Below are 23,545 nucleotides of genomic sequence, written 5' to 3'. Positions count from 1 at the left end.
TCGGGACGAGTCTCCTGGCGGCGATTGCTGCACGCGGAGGGGCCGCCGGCCGCGATCTGCATACGACTCCTCGTCGGCTTGGTGTTCCTCAGCGAGGGCATCCAGAAGTTTCGCTACCCGCAGCAACTTGGGCCCGGCCGCTTCGAGCGGATCGGAATACCCGCCGCCACCTTCTTCGCCAATCTGGACGGGGTTGTCGAAATCTTATGCGGCACAATGGTTGTTCTGGGCCTGCTGACCCGGGTCGCGGCCATTCCGCTGCTCGTCGACATTATCGGTGCGATCGCCTTGACCAAGATTCCCGAGCTGCGGCCCGGGGGCTTTCTCGGTGTGCAGGGCTTCTGGGGCATGGCCCACGACGCACGCACCGACCTGTCGATGCTGCTCGGGCTGATCTTTTTGCTGTGGGCCGGTCCCGGCCGGTGGTCACTGGATGCGCGGCTGGCCAATGCCGGTTGATCGACGCGGCTTCCTCACCTGGAGCGGCCTGGGGGTGCTCACCGCCACCGGCCTGGCGACCGCCTGCTCGCATAGCCCGCCGGCCGGTAAGGCCGACTACACGCTGCGCATCGGGCAGAGCCAGGTGGAAGTCGCCCCCGGCAAACTCTTCGCAACCACCACCTACAACGGCCAATTCCCGGGGCCACTGCTGAGGTTTACCGAGGGCAAGCAGATCACCGTCGACGTCCACAATGACACCGGCACCCCGCAACAGCTGCACTGGCACGGCCAACACCTGCCGGTGGAGGTCGACGGCTCGGCCGAGGAAGGCACCCCGTTCATCGCCGCCCACGGCATGCGCCGGATCTCGTTTGTTCCCGGCCCGTCGGGATTCCGCTTCTACCACACCCACCTCAACCCGGGCGCCGACCTGACGGGCGGGCAATACGGCGGCTTGGTCGGCCCCGTCTACATCGAGCCCAAGCATGAACCGGGCGCTTACGACCGCGAAGTGTTCCTGACGCTCAAGGAGTTCGAGCCCAGCCTGAGCCAGGGCGGTGACATGCCCGGCGGCTTCCTGGCCGGTGAGGCGGTCGCCGGATTGAAAGACCAAGGCGAGCAAGCGATGAACGCCGCACTGGCTGCCGGCCTGCCGCATGGCTACGAAGTGGGCTATGAGGTCTTCACCGTCAACGGCCGCACCCTGGGCCACGGCGAACCGATCCGGGTCAGGAGCGGCGAGCGGGTGATGCTGCATGTCCTCAACGGCAGCGCCACCGAGAACCGCAGCCTGGCCCTGCCCGGACACGTCTTCACCGTGGTGGCCCTGGACGGCAATCCGGTGCCCAAACCCGTTGCGGTTCCGGTGTTGTGGCTCGGCGCCGCCGAACGCATCTCGGCGGTCGTGGAGATGAACCACCCCGGCGTCTGGATCCTCGGCGACCTCTCCGACGAGGACCGTCAAGCGGGTATGGGCACCGTCGTCGAATACGCCGGCCGCACCGGCGACCCGCAGTGGGCCCCGCCGCCCGAGTTTGCCTGGGACTACCGGGTGTTCGGCAGCGGCGGCACTCCCCCGGCCGCCGATCGGGTTATCGACCTGTTCATCGAGAAGCGCAACGCCGCCAGCGACGGGTTCAACGTCTGGACCGTCAACGGCGCCGCGTTCGCCATGGGCACCAACCAACCGGTGCTCGACATCGTGCGGGGGCAGCGCTACCGGCTGCGGTTCCGCAACGGCACCGACGACATCCACCCGATGCATCTGCATCGGCATACCTTCGAAATCACCCATGTCGCAGGCACACCGACGGCAGGTGTTCGCAAGGACGTCGCGATGCTGGGCGGGTACCAGATCATGGAGGTCGACTTCACCGCCGACCAACCGGGGCTGTCGCTGTTGCACTGCCACCAACAGATACACATGGACTTCGGTTTCATGACGCTGCTGCGCTGCTCCTAGACCTGCACACCGTAGAATCGGAACCCGATATCGGCTTCGTCACCGACGCGTACGGGGTTGTCCCGAAAGGGGTTGTCCATGCGGGAATTTCAGCGGGCCGCACTGCGCCTGCACATCCTGCATCACGCCGCCGAGGGAGAAGTCCATGGCGCGTGGCTGACCGGGGAACTGAGCCGCCACGGATACCAGGTCAGCCCCGGCACGCTGTATCCGACACTGCACCGGCTGGAGGCCGACGGTCTGCTGGTGTCGGAGCAACAGGTGGTGGCAGGCCGGGCGCGCCGCGTCTACCGGGCCACCGCGGCCGGCCGCGCGGCGTTGGCCGACGATCGCCGTGCGCTTCGAGAGCTGGCCCACGAAGTCCTCGGCACGGAGGCCTGAGTGGGGGGCCTGAGCTAGCCGCCGGCCGGCGTTGCGAAGCCATGGTGTTCCCGCCGAAACGCTGTGATACTCGATGCAGCACCGCAGCGCGGTAGGCAGCGAAGAAGATCAAGGGGGAAGCGACGTGAACATCCGTCACGGACTGGCCGCCGGCGCGGGTATCGTCTCGGCCGTCGCACTGGCGACCGCGCTGCAGTCAGGCGAACCGGCCCATGCCGTCGCGCCACCGCCGGACGGTGCCTACTCCTTCAGCCAGGCCGGCGTTTCCGGGGTTACCTGGACCATCACCGCGCTGTGCGACCAGCCGTCCGGAACGCGCAACATGAACGACTACTCCGACCCGGTCACGTGGGCGTTCCAGTGTGCGCTCAATATCGCGAGCACGACGCCCCAACAGATCACCCGCGCCGACAAGCTGCAGAACTTCAGCGCCCGGGCTCGGCTGACCAGTGTGCTGTGGACCTTCCAGGTGAACCAGGCAGAGGGCGTGTTGTGCCCCGACGGCAGCACCGCGCCGTCGACCGAAACCTATGCCTTCAGCGACGAGAACATGAGCGGCACGCACACCACCTTGCATGGCGCGGTCTGTGGTCTGGCACCGGACATGAAAAAGGAACCGTTCTCGCTCCAGCTGGTGGGGCCGCCGCCCAGCCCGGTCGAACGGTACCCGTTGCGCTGCAACCAAATTGCGATCTGCTACTAACCGGCGGCGGCGCAGGCGCAGCAGAGCTGCGGGCACGTGCCATTCATGACGCTCGACGGGCGTCTTTGTGCCCTACCCGGAACTACACGGCGTGGTGTTGCTGACGCCAGTAGTCCGGGTGTTCGGCCAGCCACCGACGCTCCACACGTTGCACCCGGTGATGCTCGGCCATGATCAACAACCCACCGGCCATCAGCAAACCGGCCGCGGCCGAGCCCAGCGTTAATAGCAACTCGCCGTGGTTGTAGGCCAGGGCCGCCACGATCCCGGCCATGCCGATCACTCCGAGGACGATGAGAAACAACCCCGGCAGCCACAGCGTGTCGATAAACGATTCACCGGCATGCGGTTGGGTGGTTCGGGAGTGTTCCACCGGATCGCGATATGCACCCTTCATTGACGTCTCCCTTCTCCAAGAGACGCTTCTAGGGTACGCCTAGATTGTGCGCCAGGTCACAGATAATTTTCCGGGTCGCGCGACCGCGTCGGCTCCGGCCTCGACCGCTCGGAACTGGGCTCAGATCGGCGTGATGTAGGCGATCAGCCACTTGCCGTCGATCCGTTTGTAGTCCACCCGCAGCCGGCTGCCGTCGTAGAGCGGCTGGCGTGACTTGTCGGTCACGGTACGGTTCATATACACCATCACCGACGCCGAATTGCGTTGCACCGACATCACTCCCACGCCGACGACATTGGCCTGGACCACCACCTCGCGCTTCTTGGCCTCCGGGATGATCTGCGCGTTGGCGCTGCGCTTGAACTCCTGGCGATAGTCCGGCGTCAGAAACAGATACGCGTCGTTGAGGCTGCGTTCGACCGTCTGGTAGTCGTAGGCGAAAACCTTCGGTATCTGATCGGCGGCCACCTTCGGCAACTCCGCCCGCGCGCTCCGCTCGCCGCTGGTTTCCACCCGGTCCCAGTAGAACCACCCACCGGCCGCGGCCAGCCCGACGATCGCGGCGACCAGCAGGACGCCGGCAACGGCTCCCAGCGCACGCCACACGCGCCGCAGTCGCATCAGTTGCCCCCGTCGGGATACTTCAGGTCGTAACCGGTCATCCGTCCGGTCTCGTCCTCGTGCACGATGACCCGTAACCGGTAGGGCATGGACGGTTTGTTGACGCCGTCGATGTCGGCAACCGTCACCCGCACCGAAACCAGCACCGAAGCGTTGTCGCTGACGGTGTCGATGCCTTCCAGGGCGGCACCGTTGATGACGGCCTCGGACGTGGCGTTGGTGGCGCGGAACAGGCCTTTGAGGTTGTCGACGTTGTTGTTGGCGCTGAGCATCCCGCGCAGGGGACCGCTGGTGCTGTTGACGAATCGGTTGACGGCCTCGTCGATGGTGTTCGGCGTGTAGCTGAACATGTTGACCACCAGCTGCGTGGCGGTGTCGACGAAGCGTCGCTGACGGGCCTGTTCGGCGTCGGCGTCCCGGTGCTGACCGACCAGGGCCAGCACCCCCCAGCTCAGCGCGGCGACGATCACCACCGCGGCGCCCAGCGAGATCCAGGCCACCAGCCTGCCCCGGGCCCGCCGACGGGGCGGCGGCCGGACCGCCGACCGAGCCTTGACCGCAGCGACCGGCGTGACCGGCGTGACCGGCTTAGCCGACTTGTCCGGACGCTTCGGCTCGGCCGTGGACAAGACATTGACCGGGGTTTCGGCTGCTTCACGCTGGCTCGAGGCGGCTTTTGCCGGACCCGCCGCGCGAGACGCCCGCCGGCGCACCCGCTGCGCGCCCGGCTGCTGTGGTGCCACTACATAGCCTTCGGAGCAAGCATGAGGTCCACCCAATTCTCCGCGCTGGACGCGCCATTGATGCCAGGCGCGAAGATACCAGTGCCGCCGGCCGGGTCCTTGAAGACTCCAGTGCTCTGGTCATAGGTGGTGTAAGCCTGGCCACTGGCTTGCGGTTCCGGCCCGGTGCCCACCGGCGGGGGCGGCGGCGGCAGCGTCTTCGGGTACGGAAGCAGCGGTGGCTGCGGTGGATAATCCGGCGGCATCCACGACGTGAAGGGCGGCGGCGGACCGTTGTCGTTGGGCGGCGGCGCCGGCTGCGCCGGCTGGTGCGGTGCCGGTCCGGGACCGGGCACCACACCCGGTGGCGGCGGCCCGGCGATCGGCGTGCCCGGATCCGGATCGGCGTCCGGTGGAATGTAGGGAAACTTGTTGGGCGGCAAGACGTTCAGGCCATTGGTTACCGGTGTGTCGTACGGGACCGGCGGCCCGCGCCACGGGTTGCGGCCGAGCGGCACGTAGCCCTTCGGATCGCGGCACAACTGGATCGTCGGTGCCCGCTTGCCGGGAAACTCCTGGCATGGGTAGTTCCGGGCGCCGCGCACCGTGCTGGGGTCATTCTGGGCGGTCTTGCAGTACATGTCGGTCGGGATTTCCCGCAGCCCCTCGTCGGCGGGCGAGCGGATCAGCGGCGGCGGAATGAAGCCGACGTTGCACGGCGGCGGGTCGTTCAGGTCGATCTTGAAGTCCAGCTTGGCGCCCTCGTCCTGGGGCACCCCGCCGGCAGCGGTGGTGAGCGCGGCGAACAGCGCCGGCAGCACCACCAGCAGCTGCTCGATCGACTTGTGATAGATCACGCCCACCCTGCCCAGGTTGGCCAGGCTGGCCGCCAGCGCCGGGAAGGAAGGCCGGATACCGGAGAACGCCGTGTTGGCCTCGTCGATCGCGTCCGGAGCGGTGGCCAGGGTGTCGCGCAGCCGCGGGTCGGCCGCACGGAGCTCGGCGGTGAACCGCGCCAGCCCGTCGGCCAGCGACTTGATGTCAGCGCCGGCGCGGACTTGAGCCTGTAGGAACGGACCGGCCTGGTCGATAAGCTGCGAGACCTGCGGGTAGTTGGTATTGGCCTCATCCACCAGCAACCGCGCCGATTCCACCAGCCGGGCCAGCTCCGGACCGGTGCCGTTGGTGGCGGTGAACGCCTCGTGCAGCAATTCTCGTAGCCGCGTGTCGCCGAGACTGTTGACCAGCACCTCGGCCTTGTGCAGCAGATCGGCGACGTCCTGGCCGATCCGGGTGTTCTTGCGCTCGATCTTGGATCCGTTGCGCAACTTGGCCGGCGACGGATTGGCGGGCGGCATCAGGTCGACATACTGCTCGCCGATGGCCGACACGCTCTTCACGGTGGCGGTGACGTTCGACGGAATCGGAGTGCCGCTGTTCAGCCGTATTTCGGCGGTGACGCCGGACGGATTCAGCTCGACCGACTCCACCCGCCCCACCTCCACACCGCGGTAGGTGACGTTGGCGTTCTTGTACAAACCGCCGCCGGCGACGAAATCGGCGCTGACACCGTAGGTTCCGAGGCCGAACGTGGCCGGCAACCGCAGGTAGAAGACACCCATCACCACCAGGGTGATGACGGTGATCACCCCGAAGATGGCCAGCTGGATCCTGGTGAGTCTGTCGATCATCTCCGCATTCCTACTGCCCCTTACTGACCCTTACTGACCACTAAGCCGTACCGGGCGGAATCTTGAACGGGTCGGCCGCCTGTCCGGACAGGTTGGCCAGTTCCCCGGTCAAGAAGTCGGGCGGGTTGAGGACCTCGTCCATGTGCGCCATGTTCGGGTCGAGTGCATACGACGTGGTGAAGAATGTCTCACCGATACGCCGTAGGGTCAGGTCGAACGTGGTGAACACGTTGAGGTAGTCGCCGCGCACCGCCTGCTTGATGCCGAAGTTGGGGAACGGGAAGGTCAGCAGCAGCTGCTGTGAGGTGACGAATTCCTTACGGTTGTCGTTGATCGCCTTGACGACCGAGTAGAGGTCTTTCAAGTCTGCGGCGAAGTCGGTCTTGGTCTTGGACAGCACGTGCGAGGTGACCATGGCCAGCTTTTTCAGCGCGGCGAACGCCTCGACGATGCTGGCGCGGTTCTTGTTGAGCACCCGAAGCGCGTCGGGCAAGGTGTCTAGCGCCCGGCCCAGGTTGTCCTTGTCCCGCGCCAGGATTGCGGAGAATCTGTTCAGCCCCTCGACCGCGGTGATGATGTCGTCGACCTGCTTGTTGAGTCCGGCCGTCAACTCCGCGAGCCTGGGGATCAGGTCTTTGAACTGACCCTGCCGGCCGGCCACGGCTTGATAGGTCTCGTCGGTGATCTCCTCCAGCGCACCGACATTGCCCTTGTTGACGACCACCCCGAGCGCGGCGAACACCTCCTCGGTGGTGGGCGCGCGGCCCGTGCGGGACTCCGGGATGGACTGGCAGGTGCGGTCCCCCAGCCTGCCGGTCGGATGATCAGCCGGACGCACCAGGTCGATGTGCATCGAACCCAGCAGCGACGTCTGGGCGACCGTGGCGGTCGAGTTGCACGGCAGCACCACTTGCTTGTCCAGCGCCAATTTCACCGCGGCATAAAAGGACCCGTCGGGCCGCTGCATGGCGTCGATGCCGGCGACACTGCCGACGGTGACGTCGTCGACCATCACCGGCGAGTTCTGCGGCAGCGTCGCCACGTCGGGCAGCTCGGCGGTGATCGTGAATGCGCCGTCGCCGTGGCCGGCGGTCCCGGGCAACGGTAGCGAGTTCAGCCCGCCGAACTGACAACCGGCAAGCAGCGTGCTGCCGGCAGCAAAAACACCGGCGCGCAACATGATTCGTCTCATCGGCCGGCCCCCTGCTCGGCGGGCAGCGGTGCCGCGGGCGCCGCGGAGGCAGCCGGAGCGGGCGGCGGTCCCGGCAGCGGTCCGTACCCGGGCGGGGGGCCCGGCGCCTGCGGAACGAACAGGCTCTGCAGGTCCGTGGTGTTGCCCGGCGCAGGCTGTGTCGCCGGCTTGGCCGGAATCCAGGTCAACTCCGGAACCGGCGTCTCGGCCTTGGCCTGGGTGGCCGGAGTGTCGTAGATGACCTGGCCCTTGTAGGCCGTGATGGTGTTGAGCGGGTGGAACATGATCGGCGGGTAGTTCGCCGTGAGCCGCCGCAGCACCGGGCCCAAGCGCTCCCGGCACAATTCGGCGCGCCGGTAGTAGTCGGGTCCCGACGTTCCCGCAGGGGTGTCGAACGAGCCGCCGCAGATGAATTGCACGGGGTTGGCGAAGTTGGGTATCGACAGCAGACCGTTCAGGGTGCCCTGCGCGGGATCGTAGATGTTGTAGAAATTGGCGATACCGGGACCCGCCACGTGCAACACCTGCTCGATGTTGTCGCTCTGGTTACTCAAGGTCTGGGTAAGATCGCCCAGCTGGCTGACCGTTTCGATCAGCGTCGAGTTGTTCTCGTGCAGAAAGCCCCGGATATCGGAGAGCGCCTGGTTGAGTGTGCCCAGAGTGTGGTCCAGGTTGCGTGAGCTGTCGGCGAGCACCTGTGACACCGCGGCCACGTGCCCGGCGAACTGCACGATCTGCTCGTTGCTCTGCGACAGCGCGTCGACCAGCACCTGCAGGTTCTTGACGGTGCTGAAAATGTCGCTGCGCGAATCCCCCAGGCGCCCGGCGACTTGTGAGAGTTCCTGCAGCGCCTTGTGGAACGAGTCGCCGTTGCCGTCGAGGGTGTCGGCGGCCTGGTTGATCGCCGCTCCCAGTGGGCCCTGCAATTCGCCCGCCGCCGGGCTGAGCGTGACCGACAGCTGGGTCAGGGCTTCCTTGACCTCGTCCCACTCCACCGGGACCGCGGTGCGGGACAACTCGATGCTGGCGCCGTCGGGCAGCACCGCGCCGCCGGTGTAGGCGGGAGTGAGCTGAATGAACCTCGCCGCCACCAGGTTTGGCGACATGATGACGGCCTGGGCGTCGCGGGGAACCTTGACGTCCTCGGACACCGACATGGTGATCTTGACGTCGGACGGCCGCGGCTCGATGGTGTCGACGGTCCCGACCGGAACCCCGAGGATGCGGACCTCGTCGCCGGGGTAGAGCCCGACGGCAGAGGTGAAGTACGCGACGATCTTGCGGCCGTTGCCGCCCACCGACGCCAGCACGTAGACACCGCCCACCAGCACCGCGACCAACGCGATGATGGTGACGGTGCGCACGCCCCGGCGGCCGAAACGTCGCTGCATGGCGGTCGTCATGGTGACTTCGGCCTGATGATCCAGCGTTCCTGGATGAGCCCGCGCAGATAGTCGGCGAAGCTGTCCGGCAGTTTGCCGGGCTGGTAGACCATGTCGAACACCATGGCCATCAGCGGCGCCGGAATCGCGCTGAAGACGTTGACGTTGAATCCCGGTCCGGATCCGACGACCTCGCCCAGCGTGGTCGCATAGGCCGGCAGCCGCTTGAGGGCTTCGGTGATGTAGTCGCGGCGCTCGTTGAGGTTGCTCAGCACCTGGTTGAGCTTGGACAGGGCCGGGCCGAACTCTCGGCGGTTATCGGCGACGAAGCCGGAAATCTGCGCCGAAACGTCGTCGATGCCGGAGATGAGCGCGCCCAGCGCGGCACGGCGCTCGTCGAGCGCGGCGAACAACTGGTTGCCGTCATCGATCAGCTTGTTGACCTGCGCGGCGCGCTGCGACAACACCCCGGTCACCGTCTTGGCGTGCGCCAGCAGGCCCTGCAGCGCTTCGTCGCGACTGTTCAGGGTGCGCGACAGCGACGTCACGCCGTCCAGCGCACCGCGCAGCTGCGGCGTGGCGTCGTGCAGCGTCTCGGTGAGCACCTTCAAGGCCTGCTCGAACTGCGGCTTGTTCAGGTCGTTGGCGTTGCGGCCCAGCTCCTCCAGGGCACCGTTGAGGGTGTAGGGCGTGGTGGTGCGGTTCAACGGAATCGTGGTGGCATGCCCGCTGCCGGCCGGGGTCACCGAGATGGACCGCTCGCCGAGGATGGTGTCGGTCCGGATCGCGGCCAACGACTGGTCGCCGACGACGACCTTGCGGTCCACACTGAAGGTGATCTTGGCGCTGTCACCGGCCAGGCTCACCTCCGAGACCTTGCCCACCTTGAAGCCCGAGACGTAGACGGCGTTGCCGGGGGTGATGCCGCCCGCATCGGTGAAGTAGGCGTCGTAGGTCTTGCCCTGGGGAATGAAGGGCAGCCCGGCGTAGCCGAAGGCGATCAACACCACACAGACCACCAGCACGACGCCGAAGATGCCGGTGCGCAGCGGGTCGCGATCGCGTTTGCTGCCTGGCTTCTTGTTATCTGGCTTGTTATTTTGCAAAGGCGCACCTTCCCTTGCTGGGATCCGGCTGGCCGCCCATCGGGATCAGGATGTCGCTGCCGGCCGGACCGTTGATCTTGATCGTCACGGTGCAGAAGTAGATGTTGAAGAACGCCCCGTAGGAGCCGAGCGCGGCCAACCGCAGGTAGTCCTCGCCGAGTTGCTCAACGTCATTGTTGATCTCGGCCTTGCGGTCGTCGAGTTCGGTGGCCAGCGGACGCAGGTTTTCCACGACGCCCTGCAACGGCCGGCGCGAATTTCTCAGCAGGTCGGTGAGATCGGTCGTCGTCGAGGCCAGCGGCGGGATCGCGCCGGCAACCGCGTCCTTGTTCTCGGCCAGCCCGGTGATCAGCTGTTGCAGCTGGTCGACGCTGGCGGAGAACTGCGCGCTCTTCTGGTCGACGGTGGCCAGCACCGAATTGAGGTTGGTGATCGCGTCGCCGATCAGCTGGTCGCGTTGGCCCAGGGCCGTCGAAAAAGCGCTGGTTTCGGCGAGCACGTCGGACAACGCGCCGCCCTGGCCCTGGAGCAACTCGATGACCGCGCTGGTGATCGTGTTGACCTTGTCCGCGTCCAGGCCTTTGAGCACCGGCTTCAGTCCCCCCAGCAGCGCATCAAGGTCCAGCGCCGGCTGGGTGTGCTGGGCGTTGATGGTGCCGCCCGGCGGCAGCTTGCGCAGCTCCCCGGGCCCGGAGGTGATCTCCAGGTAGCGGTCGCCGACCAGGTTTTCGTACCGGACCACCGCACGCGTGGACGAGTACAGCGTGTAACGCTTGTCGACTCCGAACGTCACGTCGACGGTGTTGTCCGGGTTCAGCGCGACCCCCGACACCGCCCCGACCGGTATGCCGGCGATGCGCACCTTCTGGCCGGCCTTCAACCGGGACGCGTTGGTGAAGGTGGCGTGGTAGGTGGCTTCCGGGCCGAACCGGAAGTCGCCGAACACCACCACCAGCGCCGCGGCCACCAGCAACATCGCCAGTGCGAAGATGCTGACCTTGATCACCATCGAGCGATGCGACGGCATGCCCCCGCCCGCCATCAGAAGTCGTCCCGTTCCGCGAAGGCGCCGTGGAACAAAAACTGCAAGGTCGACGGCGCGTCGACCTGCACCTCGGTGAACGGCTCGTACGGAATGTTGGCGTTGTCGGTGACCAGGAACGGCGCGCGGTAGAACGACCCGCCGTTCTGCTTGGTCGGGATGTCAGGCAAACCGCGGCAGTTCGGCCCGCCGGAGGCGTTGACGATCGGCAGGCTCTCGGGGTAGGTGTAGGCCGGCGCGCCCAGCACGAAGTTCGACGAGGTGAACAGGCCCGCCTTGCGGACCCCGATCAACGGCGCGAATTCCTTGATACCGCGTCCGATTCCCTTGAACAGGCAGCCGAACTCCGGCGAGTAGTCGGAGAGCACCTTGAGCGGGGCCCGCAACCGGTTGACGGCGTCGATGAAGTTCTGCTCGGCGGGCTCGAGCGTCTCGTAGGCGTTGTTGGCCAGGCCGATCGTGGCCAGCAGCGTGGTGTTCAGGTCCTTCTGCTTGTCCACCAGTGTCTTGTTGATGGTAGGCAGGCTGTCGAACACGGTGTTGAGGTCGGGCGCGGCGTCGGCGTAGACGTTGGTCACGATGCCCGCCTTGCGAAAATCCTCCTGCAAGGTGGGCAGCTTCGGATTGGCTTGGCGCGTCAGCGTATTCAGCCCCGACAACAGTGCGCCGAGGTCGTCGCCGTGGCCGCGCAGGCCCTCGGACAGCGCGCTGAGCGTTCCGTTCAATTCAACCGGGTCGATTTTGTGCAACAGGTCGATGAGCGACTGGAACAGCGTGTTGACCTCCAGCTGCACCTGGGATGCCTCGACGTGCGCATTAGGACGCAGCGACGTGGGCGACGGCGCCGTTTTGGGCGGAATGAACTCGACCGATTTAGCGCCGAAGATGGTGTTGCCGGCGATGTGCACGGTGGCGTTGGACGGGATGAAATGCATCTCGCCGCTTCTGATGGCCAGTCGCAGCCGTGCCTGGTCGCCGCTGTAGGTGATGTCCTCGACGGTGCCCACCTGGACGCCGCGGAACTTGACCTTGGCGCCCTTCTCCATCACCAGCCCGGCCCGCGGCGAGGAGACGATGACGGCGTCGGTCGAGGTGAAGGCAGCGGTATAGGACAGGTAGGTCAGGACGGCCGATCCCACCAGCAGGCCGGCCAGCAGCGCCGCCGCCACCCGCACACTGGTGCGTCGTGATCCGCCTGCCATGTCCCTGCCGAGTCCTTATCCGGAGAGGTTGAAGTTGCCGGACGCACCGTACACGGCGAGCGAGATGAACAGCGTGATGACCACCACCACGATCAGCGATGTCCGCACCGCCTGACCGACGGCGATTCCGACGCCGACCGACCCGCCGCTGGCGTTGTAGCCGTAATAGGTATGCACCAGCATCACCGCGATCGACATCACGATCGCCTGCAAAAACGACCACAGTAGGTCGGAGGGGATCAGGAAGGTGTTGAAGTAGTGGTCGTAAAGGCCTTTGGACTGCCCGTTGATGAACACGGTGGTGAAGCGGGCGGCGAAGAACGCGGCCAGCACCGACAGCGAATACAGCGGAACGATAGCGACCAGGCCGGCGATCAACCGGGTCGACACCAGGTAGGAGACCGAGTGGACCGCCATGCATTCGACAGCGTCGATCTCCTCCGACACCCGCATGGCGCCCAACTGGGCGGTGGCACCGGCGCCGATGGTGGCCGCCAGGGCGATGCCGGCGATCACCGGTGCGACGACGCGCACGTTCAAAAACGCCGAGAGAAATCCGGTGAGCGCTTCGATCCCGATGTTGCCCAGCGACGAGTAGCCCTGTACCGCGATGACGCCACCAGAGGCCAGGGTCAGGAAGGCCGCCACGCCGACGGTGCCGCCGATCATGACCAGCGCGCCCGCACCAAGGGTCATCTCCGCGACCAGCCGGATGGTCTCTTTGCGGTATCGCGTGATGGCGTTGGGGATGTAGCGCACGGTTTCGCCATAGAACAGCGCCTGCTCGCCGAAACTGTCCACCGGCTCCTGCAGCCGGGACATGAATCGGCGGAAGCGGATAGTGACGTCATAGCTCATCGCTTCATCACCATCGCTTGCTTTCCTTCATGTGTTACTTCGCCGAGATTCGTACGCCGATGGCCGTCATCACCACGTTGATCACGAACAGGCAGATGAACGCGTAGACGACGGTTTCGTTGACCGCGTTGCCAACGCCCTTGGGCCCGCCCTTGACGGTCAGGCCACGGTAACAGCCGACCAGCCCGGCCATCACGCCGAACAGCAGCGCTTTGACTTCGGCCAAGATCAACTCCCGCAGGCCGGTCAGCACGGTCAGCCCGTTGATGAAGGCACCGGGGTTGACCCCCTGCAGGAAGACGGAGAACACATAGCCACCGGACAAACCGATGGCACACACCAATCCGTTGAGCAGCAACGCGACCAGCGTCGACGCCAAAACCCTTGGCACGACCAGGCGTTGGATCGGGTCAATGCCCAGTACCCGCATCGCGTCGATCTCTTCGCGGATGGTGCGGGCGCCCAGGTCGGCGCAGATTGCGGTGGCGCCGGCACCGGCCACCACCAGCACGGTCACTACCGGGCCCAGCTGGGTGATGGTGCCGAATGCCGTTCCGGCGCCGGAGAGGTCGGCCGCACCGATCTCCCGCAGCAGGATGTTGAGGGTGAAGGCCACCAGGACCGTGAACGGGATGGAGACCAGCAGGGTGGGGACCAGTGATACCCGGGCAACCATCCAGGTCTGATCGAGGAACTCGCGGAACTGAAACGGACGCCGGAAGGCAGCACGGGCGGTATCGATCGACATCTCGAAGAACCCGCCGACGGCCCGGGCCGGAACCGCAAGCTGTTGAATCAACTTGGTTCCCCCGTCTGCTAGGCGGCGAAGCCGATGCGTCCCCTGAGCCCGAGCAGGGGCCAGATGCGGCTCCTGGCGAGCCGGCTCATATTAACCCAGAACGACTTCGCCGTGTCAATGAACGGTACTTTGCGTAACCTGCGTTAATTTGGCTGGTTAAACCCTTTCTGGTGCGGTCATTCTGACACAGGTTCTAACTGTCGAAGCGGGGCCCGATGAGCCCTCGGTCGTTGTCGGGCCCCTACTGTGCCATTAGACCGGTGGCCGAAAAGTTCCGGTCCGGAGCCCGGCCAGCAAAGTAGTCCCGCAGTGCCTCACTCAGCTGCGCGGGCTCCCACGCCGGGCCGTCCACGCTGAAGCGCCGCTCCGCCGTCGGCGCGGCCACCAGTGTCACCTGCGGGCCGTAAACGATGAACAATTGCCCGTTGACCTCCGCGGCCGCCGGCGATGCCAGAAACTGGACCAGGCTGACCACGTGCTCCGGTGACAACGGGTCGATCTCACCTTCGGCGACTTCGGGCTCGCCGAAGACCTCCGCGGTCATCGCGGTGCGGGCCCGTGGGCAGATTGCGTTGGCGCGTACGCCGTAGCGGCCCAGCGCCCGCGCCGCGGACAGGGTGAGCGCGGTGATGCCCGCCTTGGCCGCGCCGTAGTTGGCCTGCCCCGCGGGACCGACCAGTCCCGCCTCCGAGGAGGTGTTGACCAGCCGGGCGTACACCGAGCCGTCCGGGGTGTCTTTGGCTTTCGCGCGCCAGTAGGTGGCCGCGTTACGGGTGAGCAGGAAATGGCCGCGCAGGTGTACCGCGATGACCTGGTCCCAGTCCTCGTCGGACATGTTGAACAGCATTCGGTCGCGGGTGATGCCGGCGTTGTTGACCACGATGTCCAGCCCGCCCAGCCCGTCGGCGGTCGCGACCAGTTCGTCGGCGGTCGCGCGCTGGCTGATGTCGCCGGCGACCGCGACCGCTTTGGCGCCGGTTGCGTTGACCTCCTCGATGACGTCCGAGTTGTCCAGGGCGGCGCCGATGTCGTTGACGACGACGACAGCGCCGAGCCTGGCCAGCCCCACCGCCTCGGCGCGGCCCAGTCCCGCGGCCGCGCCGGTGACCACCGCGACCTTCCCGGACAGATCGTTGGCCCTAGTCAATTTATGAATACCTCTAGTTCGGGTAGTTCGGGTAGTTCGGGTTGTTGTGGGGCCTAGTCCTCGCGAAGCAGGGCGGCCCGCGGACATTCGGCGATCGCCTGCTCGGCCAGGGCCTCTCGGTCCGGTGGAATGGGATCGAGCTTCACGACGGCATAGTCCTCGTCGTCCAGGTCGAAGATATCCGGTGCAATTCCCAAGCACACTGCGTTACCTTCGCACCGGTCACGGTCCACCTTTACCCGCACGGCATCCTCCCTGAAGCTGGCGCTTTACCTGATCACTCCGTAGCACCACCATAGGGCTGTGGCGCCTCTGACGAAACGGTCGCTGGATTCCCAGACTAGAACGTGTTACAACCGGGAGAACGGATGGGTAGCCGTTCGCGCCCGTTTAGGCGCCCGTTCAGGCGCTTGTTTAAGCGGCCGTTCAGGCGGCCGGTGACGGCATTGTGTGCACGACGTTTGACCGGAGGCGGCAGGAATGCGCATCAGTTACACACCTGAGCAGGAAGAGCTGCGCCGCGAACTGCGGTCGTACTTCACCACCTTGATGACGCCGGAGCGGCGCGAAGCGCTGAGCTCGATCGGGGGCGAAATCGGCGTTGGCAATGTGTACCGGGAGACGGTCGCGCAGATGGGCAAGGACGGCTGGCTCACCTTGAATTGGCCCAAGGAGTACGGCGGCCAGGACCGCTCCCCCATGGACTCGCTGATCTTCACCGACGAGGCGGCGCTGGCCGGCGCGCCGGTGCCGTTTCTGACGATCAACAGCGTCGCGCCGACCATCATGGCCTACGGCACCGACGAGCAGAAGAAGTTCTTCCTGCCGCGCATTGCCGCGGGGGACCTGCATTTCTCGATCGGCTACTCCGAGCCGGGCGCCGGCACCGACCTGGCGAACCTGCGCACCACCGCCGTCCGCGACGGCGATGACTACGTGATCAACGGGCAGAAGATGTGGACCAGCCTGATCCAGTACGCCGACTACGTCTGGCTGGCGGTGCGCACCAATCAGGAGGCCAAAAAGCACCGGGGCATCTCGGTGCTGATCGTGCCGACAACCGCCGACGGTTTCTCCTGGACGCCGGTGCACACCATGGCCGGCCCGGACACCAGCGCCACCTACTACACCGACGTGCGGGTGCCGGTGACCAACCGGGTCGGCGAGGAAAATGGCGGCTGGAAGCTGGTGACCAACCAGCTCAACCACGAGCGGGTCGCGCTGGTATCGCCGGCTCCGATCTTCCTGTGCCTGCGCGAGGTTCGCGAATGGGCGCAGCACACCAAGGATTCCAGCGGAGCGCGGCTCATCGACTCGGAATGGGTGCAGCTCAACCTGGCCCGGGTGCATGCCAAGGCCGAGGTGCTCAAGCTGATCAACTGGGAGCTCGCTTCGTCTGCGAGCGAGGCGCTGTCCCCGGCCGACGCGTCGGCCGCCAAGGTGTTCGGGACCGAGCTGGCCACCGAGGCCTACCGGCTGCTGATGGAGGTGCTCGGTACCGCGGCGACGCTGCGCCAGGATTCGCCCGGCGCCCTGCTGCGCGGACGGGTGGAACGGATGCACCGGGCGTGCCTAATTCTGACCTTCGGTGGCGGTACCAACGAAGTGCAGCGAGACATCATCGGCATGGTGGCCTTGGGCCTGCCCCGGGCAAGCCGCTGAAAGGACTGAAGCAGCAATGGATTTCTCGACAACCGAAGCCGCGACCGACCTCGGCGGTCTGGTGGACACCATCGTCGACGCGGTATGCACCCCACAGCATCAGCGGCAGCTGGACGCGCTGGAGCAACGGTTCGACCGCGAGCTGTGGGGCAAGCTGGCCGGCGCCGACATCCTGACCAGCGCTGCCCCGTCGGCTCTGGGCGGCGACGGATTCGGGATGCTCGAACAGGTTGCGATACTGGTCGCGCTGGGTCACCAGCTGGCCGCGGTGCCCTATCTCGAGTCGGTGGTGCTGGCCGCCGGTGCGCTGGCCCGGTTCGGCTCCGAGGATCTGCAGCAGGGCTGGGGGGCGCCGGCGGTCAGCGGGTCGAAGATCTTGACCGTCGGACTCGACGGTGAGATGGGCGAGGGCCCGGTGCAGGCCGTCGGCGCCGCCGAGGGCTATCGGCTCACCGGCACGCGCACCCAGGTGGGCTACGGCCCGGTCGCGGACGCCTTCCTGGTTCCCGCCGAAATCGATTCCGGCACCGAGGTTTTCCTTGTCACCGCCGATGACCCGGGGGTGACAGTGACGGCTCTGCACACCACCGGCCTGGGCAGCATCGGACATCTGGACCTGGATGGGGTTGCGGTGGACGGCTCGCGCCGAGTTGGCGGCAGTGCCGCAGTAGCCTGGCTGCGCACGATATATGCTCTGGGCCGCAGCGCATTCCAGCTCGGCGTCTTGGAGCGCGGATTGCAGATGACGGCCGAATACGCCCGTACCCGAGAGCAATTCGACCGTCCGATTGGCAGCTTCCAGGCGGTGGGGCAACGCCTGGCCGACGGTTACATCGACGTCAAGGGGTTGCGGCTGACTCTGACGCAGGCGGCCTGGAAGGTCGCCGAAGATCTGCCGGCCGAGCTCGACGTGGCCTCGGCCGCGTTCTGGGCCGCCGATGCCGGGCACCGGGTGGCACACACGATCGTGCACGTGCATGGCGGTGTCGGCGTCGACACCGATCACCCGGTGCATCGATACTTTTTGGCGGCCAAGGAGACCGAGTTCGCCCTGGGCGGTGCCACCAGGCAGCTGCGCCAGATCGGGCATGAGCTGGCAGAGACTCCCGCTTAGTCGTGACTGTAGCGTCACGGTGGGATGCGAACGTGACTGCGGCGTCACGCTCGAGACGAGGAATCCGACGCATTGAGCACTGATCCGACCGTCACCCAGCTGCTGCTGCCGTTGACCGAAATCGCCGACCGTGGAATTTATTTCGAGGACTCGTTCACCAGTTGGCGTGATCACCTACGGCACGGCGCCGCCATCGCGGCAGCGCTGCGCGAACGTCTGGACCCCGGGCGTCCACCGCACGTCGGGGTGCTGCTGCAGAACACCCCGTTCTTCTCGGCGATGTTGGTGGCGGCCGGGATGTCGGGCATCGTTCCGGTGGGCCTCAATCCGGTGCGCCGCGGCGCGGCACTGGCCCGCGACATCCGGCACGCCGACTGTCAGCTCGTGCTCGCCGACTTGGAATCTGTTGCACCGCTGGGCGATGTCGAGCATGTCAACGTGGATTCCGCCGAGTGGGCCGCTGAGGTCGCCGCCCAACAGGATGCCGGCGTGTGTTTTCAATCCGCCTCACCCGCAGACACTTTCATGCTGATCTACACCTCGGGCACCAGCGGTGAGCCGAAGGCGGTGAAGTGCAGTCACAGCAAGGTGGCGATCGCCGGGGTGACCATGACCCAGCGCTTCGGCCTGGGCCGCGACGACGTCTGCTACGTGTCGATGCCGTTGTTCCATTCCAACGCCGTCCTGGTCGGCTGGGCGGTCGCGCTGGCATGCCAAGGGTCAATGGCGTTGCGCCGTAAGTTTTCTGCCTCCGGATTCATGGCGGACGTGCGCCGCTACGGCGCGACCTACGCCAACTATGTCGGCAAACCGTTGTCGTATGTGCTTGCCACACCCGAGCAGACCGACGACGCCGACAACCCACTGCGGGCGGTGTACGGCAACGAAGGGGTACCCGGCGACGTCGAGCGTTTCGCGCGCCGATTCGGCTGTGTGGTCATCGACGGGTTCGGTTCGACCGAGGGCGGCGTGGCGATCAGCCGCACACCGGACACCCCGGCCGGTGCGCTGGGGCCGCTGCCGGATGGTATTCAGATCGTCGACCCCGAGACCGGCGAACAGTGCCCACTGGGCGTCGTCGGCGAGTTGGTCAACATCGCCGGGCCTGGTCGCTTCGAGGGCTACTACAACGACGACGCCGCCTCCGCCGAGCGCATGGCCGGCGGCGTCTACCACAGTGGCGACCTGGCCTACCGCGACGAAGCCGGCTATGCCTATTTCGCTGGGCGGCTGGGTGATTGGATGCGAGTCGACGGAGAGAATCTCGGCACGGCGCCGATCGAACGGGTGCTGCTGCGCTACCCCGGAGTCGTCGAGGTAGCGGTATATCCGGTGCCCGATCCGGTGGTCGGTGACCAGGTGATGGCGGCGGTGGTGATGGCGTCCGGCGTCGACTTCGATGTCGACTCGTTCCGGGCTTTTCTGGCCGAACAGCCCGACCTCGGGCCCAAGCAGTGGCCGTCCTACGTGCGGGTGGGTACCGGTTTGCCAAAGACGCCGACGTTCAAGGTGCTCAAGCGCCAGTTGTCGGCCGAGGGTGTCGACTGCGGTGATCCGGTGTGGTCGATACGGCGATAGGTCGGTTTGGTGGGCGTGCTACACGCAAGGTGGCCATGACTAACGAGCGGAACCCGGCTCTGCAGCAGAGCTTCGAGGAACTTTCGGCCACGGTGCCGGCGATCATCGGCCTTGCCGTCGCCGTACCGAGTCGAACCGCGGCGTGTACGTTGGGCCCATGGTCGACCGGCGTTGCTTGGTCAACGATCAAAGTTCCGTTGGTGATCGCTGCGCTGCGTCATGATCGTAGCCGTGCGAAAGACCCTGCGGTCAAGGCGATCACCGAATCGGATAATGACGCCGCGGAGTTGCTGTGGTCGCAACTGGGACATCCCGCCGACGCTGCAAGGCAGGTGCAAACCGTGCTCCGAGAGGCTGGCGACGCGGGCACCGTGGTCGAATCTCGGCGGCTTCGGCCGGGTTTCACGGCATTCGGGCAAACGCGGTGGCCGCTGGACAGCCAAGCACAGTTCGCGGCGCACCTGCCAGGCCTTGCCGGCGCCGTCGGTGTCACCGGCTTGATGCGCCAGCTCTGCAGCGAGCATCGCTGGGGGCTGGCCGCTAAAGGTGTTGCCGCAAAAGGCGGTTGGGGGCCTGGGAGCGACGGTGACTATCTGGTTCGGCAATTCGGCTTCTTCCCCGCCGAATCCGGGTATGCGGGCGTGGCGTTGGCTGCCCAGGCAGCGAAGTTCGAGACCGGCGTGGATGGGCTCAACCGGATAACGGATTGGCTCGTCAACCATTTTGGCGAGCTGACGGGTCAGTGACGAGCCCCGTGCCGGTGTTATCCGGGGTTATCCCAACAGTGACGGCACCAGCGCGTCGATCAGGTGCGGTCCGGGTTCGGCGATGGCGGCGCGCAGGGCGTCGGCGAACTCCTCACAGGTCGTGACCCGCCGCGCCGGCACACCCATGCCCTCGGCGATCTTGACGAAATCCATTCTGGGGGGCGAGATGTCGAGAAGGTTCAGCGCCTTGGGGCCCGGCGCGGATCCGGCGCCGACACGCTGCAACTCGATCCGCAGGATGTCATAGGCGCCGTTGTTGTAGATGACGGTGGTGACGTCGAGGTTTTCCCGCGCCTGGGTCCACAACCCCGAAATCGTGTACATCGCCGACCCGTCGGATTGCAGGCACAGCACCGGACGATCGGGAGCGGCGACTGCGGCACCGACCGCCGCCGGGATGCCGTAGCCGATCGCCCCGCCGGTCAGCGTCAGCCAGTCATGTGCCGGCGCCCCGGCGGTGGCTTGTGGCAGCATCGGACCCGAAGTGTTGGATTCGTCGACGATGATCGCCCGATCGGGCATCAGCGCCCCGATCACGTCGGCCGCCGACGCCGACGTCAGCGGACCCGTCGGAAGTTGCGGACGCGACGCGGCCGCCACCGGCGCGCGGGTGCCCGGTGCCAACTCGTCGGCCAGCGCGACCAGAGCGTCCGCTGCTCCCCTGGGCTCGGCGAGCAGCTGCACCGCACATCCCGCCGGCACCAGATCGCTGGCCATGCCCGGGTAGGCAAAAAACGAAACCGGCGATTTGGCGCCGGCCAGCACCAAATGCTTGGCCCCGTCCAGCTGTGCCGTCGCGGCTTCGGCGAAATAGGCGAGGCGCTCCACGGCGGGCACGCCGGCGCCGCGCTCGAGCCGGGTCGGAAACGTCTCGCACAGCCAGCGCGCCCCGGTGGCCTCGGCGATCCGCGCGGCCGCGGCCAACCCCGGGCCGCGGGTGGCGTCCCCGCCGATCAGCAACATCACGGGCTCTCCGGAGCGCAACACGTTGGCCACCGACACCAGATCCTGACCGGTCTGCGCCGGCCGCTCCACAACCGGGGCAGCCGGCGCGGCACCCTCCGACCAGGAGGCATCGGCGGGCAGAATCAGCGTCGAGATCCGCGGACCCAACCGGCTCGCGGCGACCGCGTCGGCGGTATCGGTTCCGACGTCGGCGGCGGCCTGCGTCCGGCGCACCCATCCCGACACGCTGCCTGCCAGCGCATCGATGTCGGATTCCAAAGGGGCGTCGTACTTTTTGTGATAGGTCGCATGGTCACCGACGACGACCACCATCGGCACCCGGGCGCGGCGCGCGTTGTGCAAGTTGGCTAAACCGTTGCCCAGCCCGGGCCCCAGGTGCAGCAGCACCGCCGCCGGCCGGTCGGCGATGCGGGCGTAGCCATCGGCCGCACCGGTGGCCACACCCTCGAAAAGGGTTAGCACACCGCGCATTTGCGGAACGTCGTCCAATGCCGCCACGAAGTGCATCTCCGAGGTGCCGGGGTTGGCGAAGCACACGTCGACTCCGCCGTCGACCAAGGTGTTGATCAGAGCCTGGGCGCCGTTCATGGTTCCACCTTTCCTCGGGCCAGCCCTGTGAAGACGCGTTCGGCGTTGTGGTGCAGGAAGTCTCGTCGGGCGTCGTCGTTGAGATCGAGTTCGTCCAGGCCCGCCAGGGCATGCGGGTGGGTGATCATCGGATAGTTGGTGCCGAACAGGACTTTGCGTTGTCCGGTACCGGTTTTCATGAAGCTCACCAGCTCGTGCGGCAGCCGCTTGATGGTGTAGGCGGAGGTGTCGATGTAGACGTTTTCGTGCTTGCGGGCCACCGCGACCATCTCCTCGGTCCACGGATATCCGACATGCCCACACACGATCACCAGCTCAGGAAAGTCCAGCGCCACCTGATCGATGTAGGGAATCGGGCGTCCGGTTTCCGATGCCCGCAGCGGGCCGGTGTGACCGACCTGGGTGCAGAACGGCACGGCCAGCTCCACGCACTCGGCGAACAGCGGGTAGTAGCGACGGTCGGTGGGCGGCGCGTTCCACAGCCAGGGCACCACTCGCAGGCCGACGAAACCGTCGTCGCGGACTCTGCGCCGCAGTTCCCGAACCGCCGCCATCGGACGGTCCAGGTCGGCCGTGGCCAGACCGGCAAACCTGCCCGGGTGCGCGGCGACCCATGCGGCGACCTCGTCGTTGGAGATCAGGTCGTGACCGTTGGGACCGCGCCACGCGCTGAGCAGGCCGAGGTCGACGTCGGCGGCGTCCATCGCCGTGAGGGTGGTCGCGATCGGGATTTCGGTATCGGGCATGGACCCACCGGTCCAGCGCCGAAGCGAGGCCAACATGTCGCTGCGCAGGAACCGCTGGGTCGGGTGCTGCATCCACACATCGATCGTCATCGCGCTTCGAACTGTAGACGCCCCGCCGATGTTTTCGAGCGGCGGCGGCCCGTCCGCCGCGCCGATGCGGTCAGGCCGTTATCGGGCTTCGATCCGGCCGCGCGAACCATCGATCCTGGCGACAGATTCTGACCGTCACTATTTCCCCGGGTTTCAAGGGTGTGACACCGGACTGCTTATACGACAAAAACCGTTACTCCGCTAGAGGCCATCGTAATCATACCAATAGACGAGAAACCGCGGACATATTAGACGCGCGGTAGATAAAATGCCGACCTAGCGACGCCGCGGGGGGCGGTAGTTGCCGACTTTTCGTCAACCGGTTGGAGCCTCCGCCATGTCATACGTGCTCGTCTCCCCCGACATCGTCGCCGCAGCAGCCGAGGATCTGACCAACCTCGGTTCAACCCTTGGTGCGGCCAATGCAGCCGCGGCGACCTCGACGACGCACGTGCTAGCCGCTGCCACCGATGAGGTGTCGGCACGCATTGCGGAACTATTTGGCGCGTACGGCCGGGAATATCAGGCGATCAGCGCGGAGGCGGCGGCGTTTCACGCCCGTTTCTTACAGGCCTTGAATTCGGGTGCGGGGGCTTACGCCCTCGCGGAAGCTGCCAACGCGTCACCGTTGCAGACCCTCGAGCAGGATGTGCTCAACCTCGTGAACGCGCCGACCCAGCTGTTGCTGGGTCGGCCGCTGATCGGTAACGGCGCCGATGCGACGGTTCCCGGCGGCGCCGGCGGGGACGGCGGCATCTTGTTCGGCAGCGGCGGCAACGGTGCAGCCGGAGCACCCGGGCAGGCCGGTGGCGCCGGCGGGTCGGCGGGGCTGTGGGGCAACGGCGGCACGGGGGGCGCCTGCGGGATGGGCGCCAACGGCGGGGGCGG

Annotated in this window: 24 protein-coding genes; 9 read left to right on the top strand and 15 right to left on the bottom strand. The window is 66.4% G+C overall.

Features of this window, described 5'->3' with window-relative positions; all coding sequences use genetic code 11:
* Positions 1–27: 27 nt before the first annotated feature.
* The 4 genes from B4U45_RS15885 (at position 28) to B4U45_RS15870 (ending at position 2,987) form a co-directional block, all read left to right on the top strand.
* Positions 28–459: a DoxX family protein gene (locus B4U45_RS15885; protein ID WP_075545695.1), complete on the top strand. Its 432-nt coding sequence runs from the start codon at positions 28–30 to the stop codon at positions 457–459.
* Entirely contained in the window at positions 449–1,903 is a 1,455-nt protein-coding gene (locus B4U45_RS15880; RefSeq protein WP_082275241.1) for a multicopper oxidase family protein, read from the top strand. Before B4U45_RS15885 ends, B4U45_RS15880 begins: the two co-directional genes overlap by 11 nt.
* Before the next feature lie 78 nt (positions 1,904–1,981).
* On the top strand, positions 1,982–2,284 hold the full coding sequence (locus B4U45_RS15875) for an Rv3488 family transcriptional regulator (RefSeq protein WP_075545628.1): 303 nt from the start codon (positions 1,982–1,984) through the stop codon (positions 2,282–2,284).
* Positions 2,285–2,408: 124 nt separating this feature from the next.
* A complete protein-coding gene (locus B4U45_RS15870; RefSeq protein ID WP_075545693.1) occupies positions 2,409–2,987 on the top strand; it encodes a hypothetical protein in 579 nt (192 codons plus the stop codon).
* Between the two features lie 82 nt (positions 2,988–3,069).
* Here the strand turns inward: B4U45_RS15870 and usfY are convergent, their stop codons facing one another.
* From usfY to B4U45_RS15805, 13 genes are all read right to left on the bottom strand, one after another.
* Positions 3,070–3,384 (bottom strand): protein UsfY, encoded by a 315-nt coding sequence (usfY, locus tag B4U45_RS15865; RefSeq protein WP_075545627.1) that lies wholly within the window; start codon positions 3,382–3,384, stop codon positions 3,070–3,072.
* A gap of 120 nt (positions 3,385–3,504) precedes the next feature.
* Complete coding sequence (locus B4U45_RS15860; protein WP_075545626.1) at positions 3,505–4,005, bottom strand: mammalian cell entry protein; 501 nt, start codon at positions 4,003–4,005, stop codon at positions 3,505–3,507.
* A complete protein-coding gene (locus B4U45_RS15855; protein WP_075545625.1) occupies positions 4,005–4,748 on the bottom strand; it encodes a mammalian cell entry protein in 744 nt (247 codons plus the stop codon). Before B4U45_RS15855 ends, B4U45_RS15860 begins: the two co-directional genes overlap by 1 nt.
* Entirely contained in the window at positions 4,748–6,418 is a 1,671-nt protein-coding gene (locus B4U45_RS15850; protein WP_075545624.1) for a virulence factor Mce family protein, read from the bottom strand. The genes B4U45_RS15855 and B4U45_RS15850 overlap by 1 nt, the downstream gene beginning before the upstream one ends.
* A 40-nt stretch (positions 6,419–6,458) precedes the next feature.
* A complete protein-coding gene (locus tag B4U45_RS15845; RefSeq protein ID WP_099288097.1) occupies positions 6,459–7,610 on the bottom strand; it encodes an MCE family protein in 1,152 nt (383 codons plus the stop codon).
* Positions 7,607–9,013, bottom strand: coding sequence for a virulence factor Mce family protein (locus B4U45_RS15840; protein ID WP_075545622.1), 1,407 nt, complete (start codon positions 9,011–9,013; stop codon positions 7,607–7,609). The genes B4U45_RS15845 and B4U45_RS15840 overlap by 4 nt, the downstream gene beginning before the upstream one ends.
* Positions 9,010–10,098 carry a virulence factor Mce family protein gene (locus B4U45_RS15835; protein WP_082275240.1) on the bottom strand — a complete coding sequence of 363 codons (1,089 nt, stop codon included), beginning with the start codon at positions 10,096–10,098 and terminating at the stop codon, positions 9,010–9,012. The genes B4U45_RS15840 and B4U45_RS15835 overlap by 4 nt, the downstream gene beginning before the upstream one ends.
* A complete protein-coding gene (locus tag B4U45_RS15830) occupies positions 10,088–11,140 on the bottom strand; it encodes an MCE family protein (RefSeq protein ID WP_075545621.1) in 1,053 nt (350 codons plus the stop codon). The genes B4U45_RS15835 and B4U45_RS15830 overlap by 11 nt, the downstream gene beginning before the upstream one ends.
* Positions 11,140–12,342 (bottom strand): virulence factor Mce family protein, encoded by a 1,203-nt coding sequence (locus B4U45_RS15825; RefSeq protein WP_075545620.1) that lies wholly within the window; start codon positions 12,340–12,342, stop codon positions 11,140–11,142. Before B4U45_RS15825 ends, B4U45_RS15830 begins: the two co-directional genes overlap by 1 nt.
* Positions 12,343–12,357: 15 nt before the next feature.
* A complete protein-coding gene (locus B4U45_RS15820; protein WP_075545619.1) occupies positions 12,358–13,200 on the bottom strand; it encodes an MlaE family ABC transporter permease in 843 nt (280 codons plus the stop codon).
* A 34-nt stretch (positions 13,201–13,234) separates the two neighbouring features.
* A complete protein-coding gene (locus tag B4U45_RS15815) occupies positions 13,235–13,999 on the bottom strand; it encodes an MlaE family ABC transporter permease (protein WP_063470958.1) in 765 nt (254 codons plus the stop codon).
* A gap of 241 nt (positions 14,000–14,240) precedes the next feature.
* Positions 14,241–15,146 carry a 3-oxoacyl-ACP reductase gene (locus tag B4U45_RS15810; RefSeq protein WP_371687267.1) on the bottom strand — a complete coding sequence of 302 codons (906 nt, stop codon included), beginning with the start codon at positions 15,144–15,146 and terminating at the stop codon, positions 14,241–14,243.
* A 53-nt stretch (positions 15,147–15,199) separates the two neighbouring features.
* Positions 15,200–15,391, bottom strand: coding sequence for a ferredoxin (locus B4U45_RS15805; RefSeq protein WP_036395462.1), 192 nt, complete (start codon positions 15,389–15,391; stop codon positions 15,200–15,202).
* Between the two features lie 235 nt (positions 15,392–15,626).
* Here B4U45_RS15805 and B4U45_RS15800 point away from each other — a divergent pair, with 235 nt between their 5' ends.
* From B4U45_RS15800 to B4U45_RS15785, 4 genes are all read left to right on the top strand, one after another.
* Positions 15,627–16,808 (top strand): acyl-CoA dehydrogenase, encoded by a 1,182-nt coding sequence (locus tag B4U45_RS15800; RefSeq protein ID WP_075545617.1) that lies wholly within the window; start codon positions 15,627–15,629, stop codon positions 16,806–16,808.
* A gap of 16 nt (positions 16,809–16,824) precedes the next feature.
* Positions 16,825–17,922, top strand: a complete 1,098-nt coding sequence (locus B4U45_RS15795; protein WP_075545616.1) for an acyl-CoA dehydrogenase family protein — start codon at positions 16,825–16,827, stop codon at positions 17,920–17,922.
* Positions 17,923–17,994: 72 nt separating this feature from the next.
* Positions 17,995–19,500, top strand: a complete 1,506-nt coding sequence (fadD17, locus tag B4U45_RS15790; RefSeq protein ID WP_075545615.1) for a long-chain-fatty-acid--CoA ligase FadD17 — start codon at positions 17,995–17,997, stop codon at positions 19,498–19,500.
* Positions 19,501–19,535: 35 nt separating this feature from the next.
* Positions 19,536–20,246: a hypothetical protein gene (locus B4U45_RS15785; protein WP_075545614.1), complete on the top strand. Its 711-nt coding sequence runs from the start codon at positions 19,536–19,538 to the stop codon at positions 20,244–20,246.
* A 27-nt stretch (positions 20,247–20,273) separates the two neighbouring features.
* On the opposite strand, the gene B4U45_RS15780 is transcribed toward B4U45_RS15785, so the two are convergent.
* Positions 20,274–21,821 carry an acetolactate synthase large subunit gene (locus tag B4U45_RS15780; protein WP_075545613.1) on the bottom strand — a complete coding sequence of 516 codons (1,548 nt, stop codon included), beginning with the start codon at positions 21,819–21,821 and terminating at the stop codon, positions 20,274–20,276.
* Positions 21,818–22,657, bottom strand: a complete 840-nt coding sequence (locus B4U45_RS15775; RefSeq protein ID WP_075545612.1) for an amidohydrolase family protein — start codon at positions 22,655–22,657, stop codon at positions 21,818–21,820. The genes B4U45_RS15780 and B4U45_RS15775 overlap by 4 nt, the downstream gene beginning before the upstream one ends.
* Before the next feature lie 337 nt (positions 22,658–22,994).
* On the opposite strand from B4U45_RS15775, the gene B4U45_RS29900 reads away from it, so the two are divergent.
* Positions 22,995–23,545 (top strand): PE family protein (locus B4U45_RS29900; protein ID WP_219859445.1); only part of this gene is annotated, 551 nt, incomplete at its 3' end.

This window comes from Mycobacterium persicum (assembly GCF_002086915.1).
In the GTDB taxonomy this organism is placed as follows: domain Bacteria; phylum Actinomycetota; class Actinomycetes; order Mycobacteriales; family Mycobacteriaceae; genus Mycobacterium; species Mycobacterium persicum.
The sequence above is the reverse complement of the archived record's forward strand: the minus strand, read 5'-3'. Positions and strand labels throughout refer to the sequence as shown.

Excerpts from the sequence above, each read along its gene's own strand:
- B4U45_RS15875 (WP_075545628.1), top strand. The coding sequence starts at position 1,982 with ATGCGGGAATTTCAGCGGGCCGCACTGCGCCTGCACATCCTGCATCAC.
- B4U45_RS15780 (WP_075545613.1), bottom strand. The coding sequence starts at position 21,821 with ATGAACGGCGCCCAGGCTCTGATCAACACCTTGGTCGACGGCGGAGTC.
- B4U45_RS15860 (WP_075545626.1), bottom strand. The coding sequence starts at position 4,005 with ATGCGACTGCGGCGCGTGTGGCGTGCGCTGGGAGCCGTTGCCGGCGTC.
- B4U45_RS15800 (WP_075545617.1), top strand. The coding sequence starts at position 15,627 with ATGCGCATCAGTTACACACCTGAGCAGGAAGAGCTGCGCCGCGAACTG.
- B4U45_RS15825 (WP_075545620.1), bottom strand. The coding sequence starts at position 12,342 with ATGGCAGGCGGATCACGACGCACCAGTGTGCGGGTGGCGGCGGCGCTG.
- B4U45_RS15830 (WP_075545621.1), bottom strand. The coding sequence starts at position 11,140 with ATGGCGGGCGGGGGCATGCCGTCGCATCGCTCGATGGTGATCAAGGTC.
- B4U45_RS15880 (WP_082275241.1), top strand. The coding sequence starts at position 449 with ATGCCGGTTGATCGACGCGGCTTCCTCACCTGGAGCGGCCTGGGGGTG.
- B4U45_RS15850 (WP_075545624.1), bottom strand. The coding sequence starts at position 6,418 with ATGATCGACAGACTCACCAGGATCCAGCTGGCCATCTTCGGGGTGATC.
- B4U45_RS15795 (WP_075545616.1), top strand. The coding sequence starts at position 16,825 with ATGGATTTCTCGACAACCGAAGCCGCGACCGACCTCGGCGGTCTGGTG.
- B4U45_RS15820 (WP_075545619.1), bottom strand. The coding sequence starts at position 13,200 with ATGAGCTATGACGTCACTATCCGCTTCCGCCGATTCATGTCCCGGCTG.
- B4U45_RS15775 (WP_075545612.1), bottom strand. The coding sequence starts at position 22,657 with ATGACGATCGATGTGTGGATGCAGCACCCGACCCAGCGGTTCCTGCGC.
- B4U45_RS15785 (WP_075545614.1), top strand. The coding sequence starts at position 19,536 with ATGACTAACGAGCGGAACCCGGCTCTGCAGCAGAGCTTCGAGGAACTT.
- B4U45_RS15845 (WP_099288097.1), bottom strand. The coding sequence starts at position 7,610 with ATGAGACGAATCATGTTGCGCGCCGGTGTTTTTGCTGCCGGCAGCACG.
- B4U45_RS15840 (WP_075545622.1), bottom strand. The coding sequence starts at position 9,013 with ATGACGACCGCCATGCAGCGACGTTTCGGCCGCCGGGGCGTGCGCACC.
- usfY (WP_075545627.1), bottom strand. The coding sequence starts at position 3,384 with ATGAAGGGTGCATATCGCGATCCGGTGGAACACTCCCGAACCACCCAA.